We start from the raw sequence: 20,887 nt of genomic DNA on the forward strand, positions 1-20,887 counted from the left end.
CGCCAATGCCGATGAAGAGGATATGAAATGCGCGGACCATCTGCGACGCGAAACAACGATGAGCTGACGACGCTGCGGGGGCTTGCGCGCTTCCGCTCGATGTCGCTGCTCTGCGCGATGCAGATGGTCTTCCTGCCGGTGTTCAGCGTCCGCGTTCAGGCGCAGACGGCGAACGTCATCGTTCCGGACGGACGCACCGGGACGTCCTTGCAGACCTCCGGCGGCGTCACCAACGTCACGACGTCGACGGTCTCCGGCAACAACGCCTTCAACTCGTTCTCGCAGTTCAGCGTCGGGCAGGGCAACACCGTCAACCTGCAACTGCCGACCGGCACGCAAAACCTCGTCAACATCGTTCGCGACGCGCCGGTCTACGTCAATGGCACGCTGAACTCCTACATGAACGGTGCGATCGGCGGTAACGTCTATTTCGCCGATCCCAAGGGGTTCGTGGTCGGCCGTTCCGGCACGGTGAATGTCGGCAGCCTCAACGTCTCGACGCCGACGCGCGAGTTCACCGACAGCCTGATCGGCGCGGGCGGGGCGATCAACCAGTCGGCCGTCGGCAATCTGATGGCCGGCTCGTTCCCGGTCTCGCCCGACGGCAACATCCGCATCTACGGCCGGGTCAATGCGCAGGATGGCGTGCGGTTGACCGGGCAGAACGTCTATGTCGGCGGCGCCACCCAGCGCGACATCGCCAATCTCGATCACGCCGCGAAGTTTGCGGCCTCCGTCAACTCCAAGGGCCTGCGCAGCGCCAGCGCGATCACCGTCAGCAACGGCTCGATCCATATCGGCGCGGTCAACAACGCCAGGGTCAACGGACGTCTGACCGCGCAGAGCAAGACCTCGACGCCGAGCAACATCACGGTTCAGGCCGGCAACAACATCGATATCGGCAAGAAAGCCAATCTCAACATCGCAAGCGCAAACGGCAATGCCGGAGAGATCCGCCTGAAGGCGGCGCAGAACCTGACCGTCGCGGGCGGCGCCAGGTTCGATGCCAGCGCGAAGACGGGCAATGCCGGTCTCGTCGACTTCAGCGCGAACGGGATCATCGACATCGGGAAAGGCATCAAGGTCGATCTCAGTGCGCACAACGGCAAGGCCGGCACGCTGCTGATAGACCCCACCGACGTGGTCGTGGGCGATGCCGCCCAGGGCGACTCCGGCGTGACGCTGTCGAACAGCTCCATCGCTAATGCGCTCGCCGGGCTCAGCGCGGGTGCCGACTACCTCATCCAGGCGGATCATTCCATCACGCTCGCCGCGCATGCGATGATCGATGCCCGCCGTCTCGATGCCTCTTCGGGTCATTCGACCGGCAACGCCAACAACGTCATCATCGACGCGCCCAACATCGAGATCATGAATGGCGCGCAGATCCTGGCCCAGTCGGTCAATTTCGGCGGGACCACCTACGCCGACGGTAACGTGACGCTGAGGGCGACGGCGAGCGACATCAAGCTGTCCGGCCAGGCCACTGCCGCGACGGCGATCACGGTCGACGGCAAGATCACCGGCGGCATCATCTCGATCACCGCAACCTCGACCGCCGTGTCAAGTTTCCTGAACGGTTCTGTGGCCGGTGATTTCGCGCTTGTCGGCTCGACGCTGGCCGCCTCGCTGCTCGGGCTCAATGGCGGCTATGTCGCGGCAAGCGCCACTGCGACCATCAACATCAACAGCCATGCCGACATCAACGGCCGCGGCGATGTCACCATTTCCGCGCATGCCACGGAGACCGCGTCGGATCCGGCGGTCGCCTCCACCTTGCTTGGCAGCCTGACGCCGGTCGCGGCCGGCGTGGTCGTCGGCAAGATCGACGGCACTGCCACGACCAACGTGGCCTCGGGCGCGACGGTCAACGCCGGCGGCAACCTCGAGGTCAAGGCGCTCAACGATGCGACCATCGCCGTCTCTGCCCTCGCGGCATCGACGAGCGCGCAGATCGTCCCGACGGTGGCCTATTCCAAGGGATCAGTGTCGACGACCGTCAACGTCGCGACCGGCGCGCATATTGCGGCGGGCCTGGTGAACACGACCGGCAGCACCCTGAAGGTGCGCGCGATCAACAACAATTCCTTCTCGACCAGCGCAACGTCGGTCGCGGCACCCGGGACGGGGGCGAGCGGCGCCGTCGGCGGGGCGTTCGCCATCAGCGACATCACGACGTCCGTGACCGCGACGCTCGGCGCATCGCTCGGAACCGATACCGCCAACCGGATGAACGGCTCCGTTCTCGTTGAAGCGACGTCGGACACGACGAGCAATTCCACGATGGCCTCGTCCATCGCCGGCCTGCCGGCGCTGATCGCGGCGATCGAACGAGGACTGCGCGCCGTCACCTCGCCGACGTCGATCATCAGGGACCATATGGGCTCGCTGATGCCGTTGAGCTTCGATTTCAAGGTCGCAGGCGCGCTGTCGCTGGCCAACAGCAGCCAGAGCGCGACCGCTGCGATCGTGCAAAATCCGAGCGGCGGCGCGCCGAGCATCTATGCCAGCGGCAACGTTGCCGTTGCCAGCAATGTCATCGATCGCGGCGTTCGCAGCAATGCGACGTCCAGCGCGATCACGAAGGATCCGGTGTCCGGCGAGAGCACCGCGATCAGCGCGGCCGTCGCCTGGAGCAATTTCACGCATAATTCGAACGCCTATGTCGGCAATGGCACACTGATCAACGCAGCGAACATCGCCGTCGATGCCACCACCGAACTGCCGATCACCAATTCCTGGCTGAAGTGGGATGGTTTGGGCGCGGTGCTGAGCCACCTCAACGGCAATCTCGGCGTCGGCGGCAACATCCTGACCAGCTACGCCAATGCCACCGCGGACGCCGGCGACACGATCGGCATCGCCGGTTCGCTGAATCATTTCGTCGTGAACAACAACACGACGGCGTGGGTGGCCGGAAGCGCGAGCCTGACGGCGACCTGCGCGACCGCGGCCTGCGGCAGTGGCACCGGCTGGTCGGTCGGGATGGACAATGGCGACGTCCATACCTACAACGCCAGCATCCAAATCGCGGCCACCACGACCACGGCGTCGATCGACGCCGCCGGCAATGTCGGCACGCTCGGCTTCCTGTTCGGCAACACCTCGGGCGGCTCCTCCGTCGGCGGCGCGCTCAATCTCGTCCAGTTCAACACCAATACCATCGCCGGCGTTTCGGATCGCGCGACGCTGCGTGCGGCGGACGACATCGCCGTCAACGCGATCACTTCAGACCGGTTCGTCGCTGTCGCACCGTCGTCCGGCAAGGCTGCCGGCACGCTGGCGCTGAATGGCATCACTTCGCTCGGTTTCCTGAACAACACGACGCACGCGTCGATATCGAGCCAGGCCACCGTCTATGCACCGACGGTCGGCATCCTGGCGCAGCAGGATCTGTCGGTCGTGACGCTGTCCGGCGCGATGAGCTATAACGGGAGCGGCGGTTCGGCGGTCGGCTTGTCGGTCGCCTATCTCGGCGCAAATACCGACACCTCCGCCTATATCGGCGACAACCATTCCGACATCCGGCCCGGCGTGTTCAGCGCCAACGATCCGTTCGCTGGCACCAGCGGCGGAAGCGGGGCGGTCAATGTCGACAATCTGACACTCAGCGCGACCACGTCGGGGCGAATCACCGCGGCCGCCGTGGCGGCAGCCGTCTCCGACCCGGCGTCGTCGAATTTCTCCGACAAGGCAGGCGCTGCCGGCGCCGCCTCGACCGGAGGCACCGCCGGCGTGACGACGGCGGCGGGCAAGATCGGTTCGACTTCGGGATCGAGCACCAGCGGCTTCAGCCTCGACCTCGCCGGCAGCTCGTCGGTGAGCGACGTCTCGCTCGGCACCAGCGCCTATATCAAAAACACGACGGTCAACAAGTACACCACGACCGGCGCCGTGCTCACCAACACGATCGTTCAGGCGCTGAACGACACCATGCTTAATAATGGTTCCGGTTCCGCGGCGCTCAATCTGGCCGGAGGGTCCGCCCAGGGGGCTGCGATCGGCGGTGCGATCGCGGCGGCGATGTCGAACAACGCGACACTCGCCTATATCTACGGCACCACCGTGAACAACCAGAGTTCGGTGACGGTGCAGGCGCTCAACGGCGGCTCGGAGACCGTCGTCGCCATCGGCGTGGCGGGATCGAAATCCAATGCGGCGTCGCTGTCGGCCTCCGTCGGCATCATCACGGACAGCGCCAACGCCTATATCGAGAGCTCGACGATCACGGGGCAAGCGACCGGCGTCAATCGCGCGCTCGAGGTCGACGCCTACCAGACCACGAACATCGCGATCGGCGGCGGGTCGCTCTATATAGCCGGTGGCCAGGCCGGCGTCGGCATCGGGCTGACCTACGCGTCGATTGCCGATCCCACGGGTGGGAACGCGACCGACGCGCATATCCGCAGCACCTCGATCTCGAACTACGACACGCTGCTGGTGCTGGCCGACAGCGCCAGCGTGATCGCCGCCGGTGCGGCCTCGGGCGGGGCAGGGTCCAACGGGCTTGCCGGCGCGATCGTCGTCAGCGAGATCTCGTCGACCACGACGGCCTATATCAGCAGCGGCGCCACGGTGAACATCGACGTTGGCCGCGTAACGGTGCTGGCGGACAGCGGCGCAGTGTCGGCGCTGGATACGGCGCTCGGAAACCTCGTCAAGAAATCGAACAACAATCATCTCGCCGAAGACACATGTACGGTCGCGGGCGGCACGGGCGGGCAGAACTGCATCGACTTCGGCGCGGCTGCGCTCAACGGCGGCACGGGTAACGGTCCGGGCGCCAGCATCGTCTCCGTTGCCGGCCTCGTCCAGGCCGGCAAGAACAATGTCGGCGCCTCGATCGTCTACGATACCATCGCAACGACGCATTCGGCCTATATCGCCAACGTCCTGTTGACGGCCGGCAGCAACGGCAATGTCAGCGTGAGCGCGGTCGATTCCTCGAAGATCCAGTCGGTCACGATTGGCTTCGGTCTTGCGACCGGACAATTTGCCGGCGTCGGTGGCACCACGATCAGCAGCATCTCCAACACCGTCTCCGCGGCCATCGGCAACAACCAGTCCAGCACGACGCAATCGTCCGTCACGGCCAAGAACATTTCCGTCAGCGCGACCGACAATTCCAGCATTACCGGAACCGCCGCCGTTGCGGGCGCCTCGACGCAAGGAAGCGCCGCGGGTCTGGCGCTTGTCTACAGCAGCATCGCCAACAATGTCAGCGCCGGCGTCACCGGCTCCAAGCTGACCGCCTCGGGCAATGTCGCGGTCGGTGCGAACTCGAACGCCAGCATCTCGACGGTCGCCGTCGGTATCGCGATGTCCTCGCAGGTCGGGCTGGCCGGCTCGGTCGCCACCAATCTGATGGGGACCAACGTCACCGCCAGTATCACGGCGGCAGGTACCAACGGTATCAATGGCGCCGACGTCATCGCCACCAACAACGTCGCCGTGATCGCCGGCAACAACGACAAGGTTGGCGTGTTCGGCGGCGCCGTGTCGATCAGCAAGGGGGCGGCGGGCGGCGCGGGCTCGCTGGTCACCAACCAGATCACGGGAACCACTGCGGCCTATATCAGCGGGGTGAACACCAAGGTCGACGCGCTGGGAACCAGCACCACCGATACGCTGTCGGTCAACAACGGCACCCCCGTCCATGCCTTCGATCTCGGCACGGCCCACGCGCCGACCGACACCACGCCCGACCTCACCGAGAACCAGGACGTCCTGCGCGGCCTCGCCGTGGTCGCGAGCTCGCACCAGGCTGTCGTGACCAACGTCGCGTCGGTCGCCGCGAGTGGCGGCATCTCGATCATGATCAACCCGATCACTAACGTGATGAGCGGGGCGACACGAGCCTATATCGACAGCGCGTCCATCGACACGCGCCTGACCTCGTCGACGCTCAAGCCGCAGATCGAGGTGGCCGCATCGAGCTTCTCCTATTCCGGCGCATTCGGCGCAGGCATCGCCTACGGCAGCAGCGGCGGCGGTGGCGCGACGATTGTCTCGACGACGATGTCGCGCGAGACCTTCGCCTATATCACCAATGCCACGGTCGGCGGCGTCCAGTCGTCGAGCGCGACGTTGGGCGCCGTGACCGTGAAGGCCAATGCGGAGCAGGATGCGTCCTCGATTGCGATCGGCTTCAACAGCGGCTCGGTCGGCCTGAACGTCTTCCAGGCGACCACGGAAGCCTATGTCGACGGCGGCGCGCTGACCGCTTCGTCGCTGACGGTCAACGCCAACAACAACACCGGCATCTTCTCCGCGAACGGCTCTGGTGCCTATGGCAGCCAGGCCGCGATCGGCGCGGCGTTCCTGGTCCAGGTCTCCTCGAACCGGACGCTGGCCTATGTCGGCGATGAGTTCCGCTATCAGGGCAATGGCGCCGCGCACACCACCGCGCTCAATTTGAGCGGTGCGCTCGACGTCGAAGCCAAGACCAAGAACCGCTTCGAGGCCTATGCAATCGGTGGCGCGCTCTCGACGGGCACCGCCGCGATCGCCGGCATGGCGAACATCGAGGTCGCCAACAACAACACCATCGCCGGCGTCTACGACACCACGCTGCAGGGGGTGACGGGCGGTGCGGCCGGCGCGGTCACGGTCAACGCCAACGAGGACGTCGCGATCAAGGAGATCGCGGGCGCGCTCGCGGTCGGCGCCAGCGGAGGAGGGGTCGGCGTCGGCGCTGCGGCCAACGTCATCGTGTTCAAGAGCCGGACCGTTGCCGAGAGCTGGAACAGCAATCTGAACTCGTCAGGCGCGATCAACGTCAACGCGCTCAGCACCAAGGAGGTGCTGTCCTACGCGGTGACCGCCGGCATCGGCGGCAGCGCCGGCATCGGCGCGACCGTCGGCGTCATCATCATCGGCACCAACACCGCGGACGCCGACACGCAGGGCCAGCAGACCGGCCAGCTCAACCAAGGTGGCAACGGCACCATCGCGTCCGTCAACAGCGGCACCAGCAACATGCATGGCAGTGGTGCCGTCGCGAGCGGCACGGCCGGCAATCCGAACAGTGCCAATGTCAGCTCGACCTACGACGTCAGCAATATCCTGAGCGGCGGCAATGACGCGGTCATCGCCCAGATCGCGGGCGGCAACGTCACGGGCACGCAAGTCAACGTCTCGGCCACCAGCGCCAACGCGGCCAAGATGTATCTGCTCGGCGCGGGCTTTGCCAAGAATCTCGGCATTGGCGCCGGCATCGGCTACACCAGCGTCAACAGCACCGTGGTCGCCAACCTCAGCGACTACGGACGCAACGGCGCCGGCGTGCTGGTGGCCGCGGATACGCCTTTGGCCGTCGCGGCGCCCGCCGTCAACGTCCTGGCGGTCGTCAAGGATGCGACCGACGGACCTTATGCCGGCAAGACCATCGATACCGAGGCGATCGCCGGCGGTGCGGCGCTTTACTTCGGCGCTCAGGCCTCGGTGGCGGTCGGCAATGTCAGCAACACCGTGGTGGCCTTGCTTGGCGGCCAGATCACCGGCACGGGGGGCAACGGCGTCGCCGTCCTGGCGCAGGATTCAACGAGCCAGGTCGTCTTCACCGGCGGCGCAAGTGCCGGCGCCGTGGCCGCCGGCGCTTCGGTCGCAACGGCAAGCCGAAACAGCTCCGTCACAGCGCGGGTCCTGGACGACGCTACCGTCAACACTTCGACATTGGGTGTCGGGGCCTCGGGCGCTGGCACCTTGACGACGACGGCAACGGCGCTCTCGGGCGGTATCGTCGCCGGCGCCGGCGCGGATGCAGAGGCCCACGAAAACTCGGGCGTGCTCGCCGAGATCGGATCCGGCGCAGTCATCACCACGTCTGCGACCGGCGACGGCACGCTGGTGGGAGCCGCGATCAAGCCGAATCTGTTGAGCGAGGCGATCGGCGTGTCGGTCGGCGGCGGCGCGGTCGGCGTCGCCATCGCCCAATCGACCGTCGGAGCCACGGTCACGGCCGATGTCGGTGACAACACCAGCTTCTCGGGTGGCAAGCTCGCCGTGACCGCCATGGCGCTCGTCCCCATCATCGGCACGCAAACGAACGGAACCACGACCACGCCGATCTATGGCACGACGACCTGGGCCAAGGCGCTCGCCGGCGGCGGCGGCTCGCTGATCGGCGCGCAGGGCAGTTTCGCAAGGGCCTCCGAAAACGCGACGGTCAAGGCCTATGGCGGGGCGGGAATCCGGCTCCCCAATGCCGACGTGTCCATCACGGCTGAAAACGACAGCTCGCAATATGCCGAGGGGACCGGTCTTTCGAGCGGCTTCCTGGCCCTCGGCGCCACCGTGGCCCAAACGTCGTCGGACGCGAAAACCTACGCCTATCTGGGCGCGCCCGCAGATATGGACGCCCTGAACCGCGCCGCCTACACCGGCAAGCTCACGATCCAGGCGGACGGCAGGGACACGAATTTCTCCAACGCGATAGTCGGCGCGGGCGGTACCTATGCCGGTGCGGCGGCGGTCGCCACCACCAGCTCGACCGCCGTAACCAATGCGCGGTTCGACGGCGGCTCGACGGACGACACGCTCTATCTCGGCGGCCTCACGATCAAGGCGACGCATACCACGAATTACGCCGCGAGCGGCGACGCCTATCAGGCGTCCACGGCGGGCGTGTCCGCCGGCAAGACCAGGAACGACGTCGACTCCACCACGACAGCCGAGATCGGGACGCATCTGATCATCAACTCGGCGGCCGGCGACATGGTCGTCATCGCCAACGACATCGTCAACCAAGCCGGCGGCGGCGCGCGATCGGGCTCGGGCGGCTCATTCTCGGGAGCGGCGGCGCTGAGCGAGTCCTTCGTGACCCAGCGCGTCAATACCAATATCGGCGCCGGCACGGTGCTGAGCCTCAACGACGATCCCAGGACCTCGACCGCGGTGATCAACATCGAGGCCTACAACACGCTGAGCACCAACGATACCGCGAGCCTCGCCACCGCCAGCTTCTTCGCCGGCGGCGGCGCCGAATCCAACATGACGGCGAATGCCACGCTCGCGGTCAACATCAACGCCCGCGAGCTGTTCAGCGCCGGCAAGATCTATGTCGGCACGGCCGCGAAGATGGCGGCGGCGAACAACGCCAATGCCAGCCTCTACGGCGCGATCGCGGGCGTCGGCGCCAGCACCAACAGTTGGGTCCATGCCAACCAGTCCGTCAATGTCGGCGACAACGCGAAGATCGTGGCCTGGCGTGACATCACCATGTATGCCGGCCTGTCCGGCGATGGCACCGTCTTCAGCAGCGTGCAGGCGACGGCGACGACGGTGGTCTACAACAACACCGCCATTCCGATCTCGGCGCTCTATCGCGGCACGGCCAATGCCGACGACACCACGAGCCTGACGCTCGCTCCGACCTCGAGCATTCTCGGCGCGCGCGACATCTATCTCGGCGCCACGCAGGGGCAGGTTACGGCCACCGGCAACGGCAGCAATTACAACCCGTATCTCGACATCTTCAGCGCCAAGAACAGCGACAACCACAGCCACACCAGTGGAACCGGCGACGTCGCGCTCAACGGCCGGGTGGTTGCTGGCGTCAACAACGATTTGACGATCACGATCAATCTGGGCGCATCCACGCCGACATTGAGCACGACCAGTCCGGACTCGACGCTGACCAACGGCTCCTCGTCGGTCCTCGAGTCCGTCTCCGACGTCAACCACTTCAGTCCGGTGATGAGCTGGAACCACCAGACGGTTCAGTACACTATCGTCGGCAACTTCAATCCTTACGATCTGGTCGTCAGCCAGCTGGCGACGCTGACCGGCCTGACCGCGACGCAGGTCCGCGCGCAGCTCGCGGCGGCGACTCCGACGGCGCCCGCCATCATGTCGCCGTCCGGCACCGATCCGACCGGCGACATCCAGCGGCAGATCGACACGCTGATCAAGCAGGCGCCGTTCACCTCCGACGCGCCCGGCAACGCCTTTGCGTTCGGCGACATCCTGGTGTCCGCCGGCAACGTCTCGATCCTGGCGCAGAAGCTCACCGGAAACAGCGGCACGAATCCTGCCGCGCCCGCGGTCATCGCGCGCAGCTCGCCATTGATCAAGATCGAGAACAAGGGCCTCGACTTCATGAGCCTGGGCAACCTCACGGTCACCGATGTGACCGGAGGTAACATCACCTATCGCCAGATCGACCATGTCGACCCGGATTCGCATTCCAATGTGACCTTCACCGCGATGCCGAGCGCGACGCCGGTCATCGACGTCTCCGCCACCTACAACCGCCTGGATCCCGACTCCGGTCAGGGCATTGACCAGAACGGCAACGTGCTGACCCGCACGCCCGACATCTATTTCAATGGCGCCGTCAACAACGCGAACGGCCTGCTCAAGATCATCAACAATCTCGGCAGCGTCGTCGCATCGCAGTCGCTCAGCGCCGCGACCGTCCAGATCGTGGTGCCCAAAGGCACCTTCACCTTCCTCGGCGGTATCGGGAGCTTCTACGACAGCGGCAGCGCGGTCACCTCGCAATGGGCCACCACTGAAAACAGGCCGGAAGACACGCTGACCGCGGTGATGACGGCGGCGACCTATCTCGGCGCCTACGGCGACTACTATACCGCTCCGCATATCGCTTCGGGAACCGATCACCCCTATTTCTATTACTGCTGCACCGACGGCAGCCACGGAGTGTATCAACCCGTCGGCAACGCCGACGCCAGCACGATCTTCACCGCGCGCATGCTGATGACGTATTACGACGGCACCTCGCTCTATTCATCGATCTTCCTGCCGGTGGGCAGGGGTACGCCTGGGAACACCAGCACTCCCGATGCCGGCAGCGTGCCTGACATCGCGACCCTCAAGATCATCGAGGGGCAGTCGCAGGACTCGGCCAATGTCGTGCTCGCGCAGTGGAAGAAAACGACTTATGACGGCCGCAACGTCTACACCGATAGCGGTCCGTACAAGACGCCGTTCAACTGTGCGTCAGCCTGCGACAGCTCGGGCTTCTTCCAGGTGATCAACATCCAGCCGGATGCGATCACGCCGAAGACCGCGGATTCGCCGGCCACCGCGACAGCCACCCGGACCATCAGCGGCCAGGCGGTCATCATCTCGGCGTCGGTGATCAACATCAACGGCATCATCCAGGCCGGCTCGAGCAGCAACTACTCGGTCAACATCGGCGCCGCTGCGTACGATGCCATCTATGGCAGCAACGGCCTCAAGAATCGCAACGGCGGCGCGGATTTTGCCGCGGCCCAGGCCAATGCGCGGAACGGCGTCTATTACGACATCTCGGGCTCCGTGACGGCGTCGGCCAGCGGCGACGCCAAGATCGGGGTCAGGTACAACGCTCTCACCGACCAGCTCATCCTGAATGGCGTGGCGCAGGGCGCCGGCGGCTACGTCTACCTCAACGGCAAGATCATCTCGACCTCGACCGACAACACCCAGACCCAGGGTAACATCGAGATCAAAGGCGGCGCCGGCACGGTCACCGTCAACAACACCAGCGGGCTCCAGCTCGTCACCAACACCATCAATACCAGCGTCACTGCCCAGAGCGTGGTCGAGATCGTCGACCAGCTCAAGGGGAAGACGACGTGGTGGGTTTACGATCCCAAGGCTGCAAGCAGCCAGCAGGTGTCGCGGTACGAGACCAACAGTGTCACTGCGGCCGCGATCGATCCGTCGATGCTTACGGCCAGGACCGGTACGGCGGGCGTCCAGTACGCGACGCAGGAGAACATGCTCTATCAATGGGTCGACACCGCGACGCTGGATCGTCTACCCACCAGCACGCAGTTCGACTATGGCTGGAGCTTCACGCCCAATCAGGTCACCGGCGAGAACTGGACCCGCTCGACCAACCTGGTTTCAGGCACGCAGAGCAGCAACTATCAGAAAGTCACCACCGCCACAGGCAGCTATCACTGGGCGGGAGGCGTGAATCCGGATGGGAGCCCCGTTGGACTCAACACCCATTCCAACGCGTGCTGCGGCGCGGACGCCCAGTACAACTGGTACCAGGCGATCTATGATCACCTGACGCTCACGCTGACCAACACGGTCAAGGCGTCGAACCCGATCAACATCAAGTTCATCGGCGGCAGTAGCAGCGACGTCGTGGTCAATTCGACCTCCGGCATCGTCATCAACGGGTCGATCAACAACCAGCAGGGCACGACGACGCTTGCCGCCACCGGCACCAACTCGTCGATCACCGTCGGCGCCAATGCCAACAACCCGGTGATCTCGGGGACGAGCGTGACGCTTCGGGGTGACGGCGGTATCGGCACGCTCGGCACCACCAAGGCGCCCGTCCAGGTGCAGCTCTATGGCGGCAGCCTGACCGCGAGCTCGATCGACCGCGACATCGCGATCTCGGCCATCGGGGCGCTGTCGATCAACCAGGTGAAGGTGAATGCCGCGGGCGCCACGCCGCAGGGCAACGTCTTCCTGTCGGCGACCGGCGACATCAACTCGGCTTCCGCCTACAACGTCGCCAACCCGGTCGTGATCGGCAAGAATATCGAGATCAACTCCACGTCCGGTGCGATCGGCGCGACGAGCGCCGTCGTCAACAACGCCTCCACCCTGACCAATATCAATCCGCTGGTGATCCAGGCGACGGGGACGGTTCAGGCGAGCGGCGCCGTCGATGGCGGCGTGCTCGACAGCTCTTCGGCCACGGGCACCTACATCATCCAGTCCAAGGGCGACCTTCGCCTCGGCACGATCCAGTCGACCGGCGGTCCGGTGTTCCTTGAGGCTGCCGGCTCCGACGGCAACCAGGCCAGCATCCTGAACGGCCGGGCGGCGGTCGGCCTCACCCAGGCGCAGAGCCAGCATCTGCAGGATGTCTGGGCCAGCCTCGACCTGCTCAGCGGCAACGCCGCCACCAACGCCGTCAACAGCTACCAGTCGATGGTGACGTCGGCCTATAACGACTACTTCCAGCTCAGGAACATCGCCTTCCCGAACGGCAGCACCTACAATCCGACCTCAGTGGGGCAGACGGTGCTGCGGGCGCAGGTGGCGGCCAAACTCGGCATCGACCCGGCCGACGTCACCACGACGCAGATGAAGACCGAGGCCACGACGCGGTTCCTGCGGGATCAGTTCCTGCTCGGCAAGATCACCACCGACGAGCTCAAGACCTCGCTGACCAGCCTGCTCGGCAGCGCTCCTTCGGATCCGCTCGGAACGCTGTTCGGCAGCTCGCTGTCGACGACCCTGTTCACCAAGTTGTTCGACGGCGTCTCGACGGCCAATCAGCGCATGCCGACCAATACGGCGCTGCAGACGGCGCTGAACGCCTATAATGCGACCTACAGCTACACGCTGGCCTCGACCGAGCGGGTCTACAGCATCATCACCGCGGGCTCGCAGTGGACGCAGAGCCAGCTCGCCTACACGGTGTCGTCGTCGGCCGTCGGCGCGGCACCGCCGCCGATCGACGAGAACGTTTTGGCCAATGTCAGCGCCAACCAGATCATGCTCTATGCGCCGCGCGGCTCGGTCGGCAATTCGGCCGCGCCCCAGACGTTCACCTTCACCAGCGTCGATTCCTCGTCGCTGACGCCGGAGCAGAGGGGATTGCTCGCCACCGCCGGTCCCGGCCAGCTCACCGTCGGCGCGGTCACGGACCCGACGACCCATGTGACGACCTATACGGTCAGCCTGTCGCAGCAGAACCTCGTCGTCGTCGACAACCCGATCGCGATCTCGGCCAAGGCGCTGACGAACATCTATCTCGGCAGCAAGAACAGCCTCGCGCTCGGCGGCGTCACCGCGAATTACGGCCCGATCGCGGCCGCGCAGGCTGGCGGCATCCAGGTGACCGGCCGCGGCGACGTCAAGCTCGACGCCGTGACCAGCATCTTCGCCAATGTGAGCGGGCCGGTCATATCAGGTGATATCGGCAACCTGACCCTGATCGCGGAGCGCGGCAATGTCGGTGCAGCCGGGGCCGCCGGAAGCAATCCCGCGACCAACACGAACGCGCTTCAGATCGCGTTCGCCGATCCGAGCAACGACCAGCTCGACCAGGTTTCGTCGGCGCAGGGCATCTACGTGAAGCAGACCACCGGCGATCTCGTCCTCGGCAATATCGCCGCCGGCAATGCGATCCAGCTCGCCGCGACGGGCAGCATCTACGCCGAATCCGACTTCACGGATCGCACGGCGATCCACATCCTGGGCGTCGACCTCGATCTGCGCGCCGGCGGCAATATTGGCTTCAACGGTTCGACCTTCCAGCCGCTGCAGGTGAACATCTCGGGCGCGGTGACCGGCTCGGCGGTCGGCGACCTCAGCATCCTCGCGGTCGCCGGCGATCTGATCGTCGGCACGAGCGGCGCCTATGGGGCGCTGACGGCCGGCGGCGCACTGACGCTGAACGTGCCGCGCGGCGCGCTCACCATCAATACCAGCATCACCAGCGACGGCCTGATGCAGCTGCTCGCCAACCGCGGCATGACCTTCGCGGCCGGCACCAGCGCGGCGCCGGTGGTTGCGACCAGCAGCTCGGGCGGCGTGACGCTGGTCGCCGCGACGCTGTCGATGGGCGCCTATTCGGCCATCAACGCGGCTGGTGTGATCTCGGTGACCACCACGGGCGATGCGACGATCGGCCAGCTGAATTCGTTGCTGTCTTACGCGGCGGCCTCGAACGCGCCCTCGATCATCGTTACCGCAGGCGGCGTCGCCTCGCTCGGAGCGATCATCGACAATGGCGACGGCCAGACCAAGTTTGTGGCATCCGGCGCGGGCGCCGGGGTGTCGCTGAACGCGTCGAACGGCATCGGCAACGCGACGAGTCGGTTCACGCTCAACGCGGTACGGCTGTCGGCGAGCGCGAGCGCCGGGGGCATCTACCTGAAGGCGCTGACCGACACCGAGGCGAGCCTGCTCTCCGCGGTGAAGGGCAACGTGGACATCATCGGCACCGGTGGGCTAACGCTCGACCAGGTGCTGGCGGGCACCGCGACCGGTGCGAGCGGCAGCTTCAGTGTCGTCGCCAACAACGGCAGCATCGTCATCGGCACCGCCGACAGCAGCGGCTCGCAGACGGTTCATGCCGGCCAGAACGTGACATTCAAGTCGCTCGCGACCACCGGCAACAGCGGTGACGTCGGCAACATCAATGTCACTGCCGACAACGGCTTCATCCTGGCCCAGACCGTGACATCAGGCGGCGTGACCACGCTGGGCTCGGTCTCGGCCAACGGCTCGGCGACGCTGCTTGCCGCCACGACCATCACCGGCAACACGCTCGCTACGACGGGCTCGGCGCTGCTGACGGCCGGCAGCGGCCCGATCAACTGGAATACGCTCAACGTCGGCACGACGCTGGGCGCGATGGCAAGCCAGGGCAGCATCACCTTCCGGACCGCGCAGAGCGGCGGCACGCAGACCATCCGCGCCCGCGACAACGTGACCTTCAACGCCCTGACCGCCACGGGCATCACCGGCGATGCCGGCAGCATCAATGTCACCGCTGACAACGGCTTCATCCTGGCGCAGACGGTGACGTCGGGCGGCGTGACGAGCCAGGGCTCGGTCTCGGCCCATGACTCGGCGAGCTTGGTTGCCGCCACGACCATCACCGGCAACACGTTCGCCGCCACGACCGGCTCGGGGCTGCTGACGGCCGGCGGCGGCCCGATCAACTGGAACGTCCTCAATGTCGGCACAACGCTGGGCATGACCGCAGGCCAGGGCAGCATTGCGCTCCAGACCGCGCAGAGCGGCGGCACGCAAACTATCCGCGCCCACGACAGCGTGACGTTTAACGCGCTGACGGCGACGGGCATCAACGGCGATGCCGGCAGCATCAACGTTACCGCCGACAACGGCTTCATCCTGGCGCAGACGGTGATGGCCGGTGGCATGCCGACGCTGGGCTCGGTCACGGCCAACGGCTCGGCGCGGCTGATCGCGGCGGGCACCAACACCGGTCATAACCTCACAGGCTCGACCGGCAACGCGGTCCTGGGCGGAACGGTCGTTCATTGGGATAATCTCAACGTGGGCGGCACGCTCGGCATCACCGCGACCGCCGGAGGGATCACTGTTGGTACCGCCACCAGCGGCGGCACGCAGACCGTGCACGCCGTGAACGACATTGTCTTCAGCCAGCTTACCACGACGGGTATCCCGGGCGATGCCGGTGACCTCGACGTCAAGTCCGACACGGGCTCGCTCCGCGGCGGATCAATCTCAGCGCACGGCGATACACATTTCGAGGTGGCCGGATCGGTCTCGTTCGACCGGATCAGCGGCGACACCGTCAAGATGACCTCGTCGGGTGACCTGACGATCGGCTGGGTCAGCGTCGTCAGGGAGCTCGATCTTGCGGCAGACACGATCAACGTCAGGGGCGAGCAGATCCGCTCGAACCCAGCGGTCCCGCTGATCATGAACATCACCGGCTACAACGGCGGCGTTGCGAAGTCCGCCAACATCTCGATCGACCCGGACAGCATCATCGTCAACCAGTTCAAGGTGGTGGACGCGAACTTCTTCACCGATGCGCACGCCGTGACGATCCTGAACGGCTATGTCCCGGGCCAGCTCCTGCTCACCACCGCCACGCAGCAGGTGTTGCTCAACAACCGCACGCTGGCGCCGTCCAACGGGCCGACGATCCAGCTGTACCAGCCGGACGGCGTGTTCACGATGAGCCAGGTCGGCAACGCCAATGTCAGCAATGCCTATGTGGTGTTCTACACCGGCGACATCTCGGCAACCGTCACCAATTACGGTCCTAACCACATCTGCTGCAGCAACTTCACCGGCGCCAGCATGGTGCGCAATATTTCCGTCGACGGCGAGGGTAGCGAGAGCATCGAAACCTGGATTGCGAAGAAGGACGGCGGGACGTTCTACCTGCTCGGCCTCTCCGGCCAGGCGCGTCTCGATGCGCTGCTGACGCCGCGACCGGTCGAAACCATCGGTTCCGGTCCCGCCGTCAATATCGAGGGGCTGAGCGACATGCGCAAGCTGCGCCGCCAGGGGCAGCGTACGGGACGTCAGGGCTGGAAGGACGCCGCGATTGAAACAGCGAAGCCGGCCATTGGTCGGCTCGCGGAAGCATGGTAGCGGGATGCGGATTCTGGGGGCAGCATTGGGGGTCGGGCTGGCAGCTTGCTGCATTGTCTCCGCGCGCTCCCAGTCGATCAATCCCGGCGTGATCCAGAACGACGTCGACCGGCAGCGCCGGCAGCTCGAACAGCAGAGCGCGCCGCCCAAGCTCAACGGGCCGGCGGTGATCGGCGGCGAGCGGGAGAAGTCCCAGCTGTTGAAACCGGGCGGGCCGAAATTCCGCCTGCGCAAGGTGGAGTTTGACGCGTCGAAGTTCATCACGCCCGCGGAGCTCGACGAGATCGCGAAGAAGTATGTCGGCAAGGATGTCGACATCGCCTCGCTGTTGCAACTCGTCGCCGACATCAATGCTGTCTACACCGCGCGCGGCATCGTCACCGGCATCGCGACGCTGCCCGATCAGGATGCCAAGGGCGGGGTGGTCAAGATCAAGCTGACCGAAGGCCGGCTGCAAAAGACGACCATCGAAGGCAACAAGCAGACTCGCACCGACTACATCCTTCAGCGCGTCAAGGAGCCGGAAGGCGAGGTCCTCGACGTTCCAAAGCTCAATCGCGACGTGATCTGGTTCAACCGCACCAACGATGTGCAGATCAAGGCGCTGCTCCAGCCCGGCACGAGTTTTGGTCTGACCGACCTCCAGTTCGCGGTGATCGAGCCGCCGATCGACACCTTGCAGCTCTTCGTCGACAACCAGGGCGTCGAGAACACCGGGCGCTGGGAGGGCGGGGCGTTCTACAAGCGCCACGGCCTGTTCGGCGTCGACGACCGCCTGACCTTCTACGGCGTCCGCTCCGACGGCAATCTCAACGGCAACGCCGCCTACAGCATTCCGGTCAATCCCTGGGGCGGCCGCGTCGGCGTCAGCTACACCGAAGGCAAGATCAAGATCATCCAGGGACCGTTCGTCGCGCTCGACGTCACCGGACGCTCCAGCCAGGCCGCGATCAATTTCAGCCAGCCGATCTGGGTGACACAGAACTGGCTGGTGCTGTTCAACGCCGCCGAGACCGAGGGCAAGACGGTCAGCCGCTTCGCCACAGTCGCCGTCACCGACGATCATTACGACAAGGCTACGGCCGGATTTTCGGTGACCAATTCCGGCAACAGCTATTCGATCACGGTCTCGCCGGCGGTGAACTACATCGCGTGGCAGGACCACGTGCTCGGCAACAACCGCGCGTTCAACACCTATACCGGCTCGTTGATCGCGACCAGCGCGGCGGGTCCGGCGAATTTCAGCGCCAACGTGCTTGCGAGCTGGCAGTACACGCAGGAGAAGCTGCTGCCGGGCGACCAGATCTTCTCGATCGGCGGTCCGACCACCGTGCGTGGTTATCCCTCCAACTCGGCGTCCGGCGACAGCGGCTATTATTTCAACGCCGAGCTGCACTACAATTGGTCGTCATGGCTCAAGGGCTTTGACACCTACATCTTCACCGACTGGGGTGCAGTATATTCGACATTCCCCGGCGTCACCGAACTGGGCTCGGTCGGCGTCGGCTTCTCCTGGACCTACGCGCCGTTCATGACCTTTGAGGCAAACTACGCGACGCCGCTGAAGATGGCGGTCTCGACCCAGAACCACTACGAAGCCTATGGCCGCATCATCTTCCGGCCGCTGTTGATGTTCCAGAAACAGGAAAGCGCCGCGCCCGTGGCGGCGGTTGCCGGCAGCAAGTCGTAGCGGCAGGTTGCCTCTCTCTCAGTCGTCATTGCGAGGAGCTCTTGCGACGAAGCAATCCAGACTACCTCGGCGGCAAGATTCTGGATTGCTTCGCTACGCTCGCAATGACGGAGGAGGGCGCGGCCCTAGCGCCGCAGCGTGAATTCGTCCGTGCTGCGCCGGTGCTCCCATTTCGCCTGCTCCAGCTCGGGCTGGTCGCATTCGACTTCCGGATAGCCGATGCAGAGATAGGCGATGAATTTCCAGGTATCAGGCACGTCGAGAATGGTGTGGATGCGATCGGGATGCAGGATCGACACCCAGCCGAGGCCAATGCCTTCCGCACGTGCGGCGAGCCACATTGCGGTGATCGCCGCGACGACTGAATACTCGGTCGTCTCCGGCATGGTCGCGCGGCCGAGGCCGTGCCCGGTGTCGCTGGCCTTGTCCGCGAACACGGCGAGGTGGCCGGGGGCCTGTTCGAGGCCCGACAGCTTTAGGGTGGCATAGCGCGCGGCGCGTTCACCGGCATACGCATTCAGCGCGTCGCCGTTGCAAGTCCTGAAATCGTCGATCACGGCAGTGCGCCGTGCGGCATCGTCGACGATGACGAAGCGCCAGGGTTGGCTGAGGCCGACCGACGGGGAAAGACAGGCCGTCTCAATCAGGCGTTCCACCGCGCCGTCCGGCAAGGGATCGGTGCGAAAGCGGCGCACGTCACGGCGCCATACGAACAGCTCGCGCAAGTGTTGGCGGAAGGTGTCGTCGAACTCGACCATGAGGTCATCGTCCCATCTGGAAGGCCGCGGCAACGAGCAGGATCACGATTTCGCCGGTCTGCTCGAAGGCGCCGAGAATGTCGCCGGTCTGCCCGCCGATCTGGCGGATGGCAAGCCGTGCCAGGATCAGGCCTGCGAGCGACAGCAGGATCAGGCCGACCAGTGCCTTGCCCGGTCCAAGTGCGAGGGTGAGAGCGAGAGTTCCAACGGCAAAGGCGATGGCGACGCTGCGGCCCGGCGGCGCTCCGGCGCTTGCCGACAGGCCGTCAGGCCGCGCCGGCGGGACCAGCGACATGAACGCCGGCACGCCCGCGCGGGCTGCGCAATGCGCAGCGCACAGCGCCAGCGTCACCAGCCACGGATTGGCGATCGCCGCGAGCGCGCTCCAGCGCAGGCCGAACGACAGGATCAGTGCGCAGACGCCATAGGTCCCGATGCGGCTGTCGCGCATGATCTCGAGCTTGCGCTCGCGCGTCCGGCCGCCGCCGAGCCCGTCGGCGGTATCGGCAAGCCCGTCCTCGTGCAGCGCGCCGGTGATGAGGGCGGTCGTGGCCAGTGCGAGCAGGGCGGCGAGGTTCGGCGTCAGTCCGAGCCGGCTGGCGATCTTGTGGACCAAGGCGCCGGCAAGTCCGACCAGCAGTCCCGCGACCGGCAGCGCCCAGGTCGCGCGCGCGATGACGCCGTCGGCCGCAGGCTTTGACGATCCGACCGGCAGGAGCGTGACGAACGACGCCGCGATCCTGAGATCGGCGATGACATTCCGGATCGTCTCGGTGCCCGGTATCATTTCAGCTTCATCGGCAGTCCGGCGACCACGAATTCGACCTCGTCGGCAACGCCGGCGAACGTCTGGTTCATGATTCCGGCGGCATCGCGATAGGTGCGCGCCAGCGCATTGTCGGGCACGATCCCGAGGCCGACCTCGTTGGTGACCATGATGACGGGACTGCGCAAGCGAGGGAGAACCTCAGCGAGATGCGTCACCTCGCGCGACCAGTCGCGCTCGGAATGCAGCAGGTTGGACAGCCAGAGCGTCAGGCAATCGACCAGTCTCGCGCCGCCGCCCTCGGTCTCGACCAGGGCCTGCACCAGGTCGAGCGGCACCTCGCGCTCGATCCAGTCGGCTCCGCGTCGCGCGCGGTGCTTTGCGATGCGGTCCTCCATTTCGGCGTCGAGCGCCTCGGCTGTGGCAATGTATACGGGCCGCCCGGGAAAGGCCTGCGTGCGCGTCTCCGCACGTCGGCTCTTGCCCGATCGCGCTCCGCCCGTGATCAAGATGACGGCCATAAAAGTCTCCTGTCGGCCAGCACTAATCACCAAACGGGGCCAAAGACAAAGCCGAAATCAGGCGGGC

5 protein-coding genes are annotated in these 20,887 nt (G+C 65.5%); 2 read left to right on the forward strand and 3 right to left on the reverse strand.

Annotated elements, in window-relative coordinates; translation table 11 throughout:
* The first annotated feature begins 27 nt into the window (after positions 1 to 27).
* The gene (locus ACE10W_RS13150; protein WP_304552005.1) at positions 28 to 17,085 is read left to right on the forward strand and encodes a leukotoxin LktA family filamentous adhesin; all 17,058 of its coding nucleotides are present in this window, start codon (positions 28 to 30) and stop codon (positions 17,083 to 17,085) included.
* Between the two features lie 4 nt (positions 17,086 to 17,089).
* On the forward strand, positions 17,090 to 18,775 hold the full coding sequence (locus ACE10W_RS13155) for a ShlB/FhaC/HecB family hemolysin secretion/activation protein (protein WP_304552008.1): 1,686 nt from the start codon (positions 17,090 to 17,092) through the stop codon (positions 18,773 to 18,775).
* A 125-nt stretch (positions 18,776 to 18,900) separates the two neighbouring features.
* Here ACE10W_RS13155 and bluB read toward each other — a convergent pair whose 3' ends face one another.
* Genes bluB through cobU form a run of 3 tightly spaced genes read right to left on the reverse strand, consistent with a single transcriptional unit; the run spans position 18,901 to position 20,820 of the window.
* Positions 18,901 to 19,533: a 5,6-dimethylbenzimidazole synthase gene (gene bluB / locus ACE10W_RS13160; RefSeq protein ID WP_161535667.1), complete on the reverse strand. Its 633-nt coding sequence runs from the start codon at positions 19,531 to 19,533 to the stop codon at positions 18,901 to 18,903.
* Between the two features lie 4 nt (positions 19,534 to 19,537).
* The gene (gene cobS, locus ACE10W_RS13165) at positions 19,538 to 20,320 is read right to left on the reverse strand and encodes an adenosylcobinamide-GDP ribazoletransferase (RefSeq protein WP_304552012.1); all 783 of its coding nucleotides are present in this window, start codon (positions 20,318 to 20,320) and stop codon (positions 19,538 to 19,540) included.
* On the reverse strand, positions 20,317 to 20,820 hold the full coding sequence (gene cobU / locus ACE10W_RS13170) for a bifunctional adenosylcobinamide kinase/adenosylcobinamide-phosphate guanylyltransferase (protein ID WP_038966032.1): 504 nt from the start codon (positions 20,818 to 20,820) through the stop codon (positions 20,317 to 20,319). The genes cobS and cobU overlap by 4 nt, the downstream gene beginning before the upstream one ends.
* Between the last annotated feature and the right edge of the window lie 67 nt (positions 20,821 to 20,887).

Origin of the sequence: Bradyrhizobium sp. B025 (genome assembly GCF_042257955.1) — a bacterium.
Taxonomy (GTDB): domain Bacteria; phylum Pseudomonadota; class Alphaproteobacteria; order Rhizobiales; family Xanthobacteraceae; genus Bradyrhizobium; species Bradyrhizobium diazoefficiens.

Excerpts from the sequence above, each read along its gene's own strand:
- ACE10W_RS13150 (WP_304552005.1), top strand. The coding sequence starts at position 28 with ATGCGCGGACCATCTGCGACGCGAAACAACGATGAGCTGACGACGCTG.
- ACE10W_RS13155 (WP_304552008.1), top strand. The coding sequence starts at position 17,090 with ATGCGGATTCTGGGGGCAGCATTGGGGGTCGGGCTGGCAGCTTGCTGC.
- bluB (WP_161535667.1), bottom strand. The coding sequence starts at position 19,533 with ATGGTCGAGTTCGACGACACCTTCCGCCAACACTTGCGCGAGCTGTTC.
- cobS (WP_304552012.1), bottom strand. The coding sequence starts at position 20,320 with ATGATACCGGGCACCGAGACGATCCGGAATGTCATCGCCGATCTCAGG.
- cobU (WP_038966032.1), bottom strand. The coding sequence starts at position 20,820 with ATGGCCGTCATCTTGATCACGGGCGGAGCGCGATCGGGCAAGAGCCGA.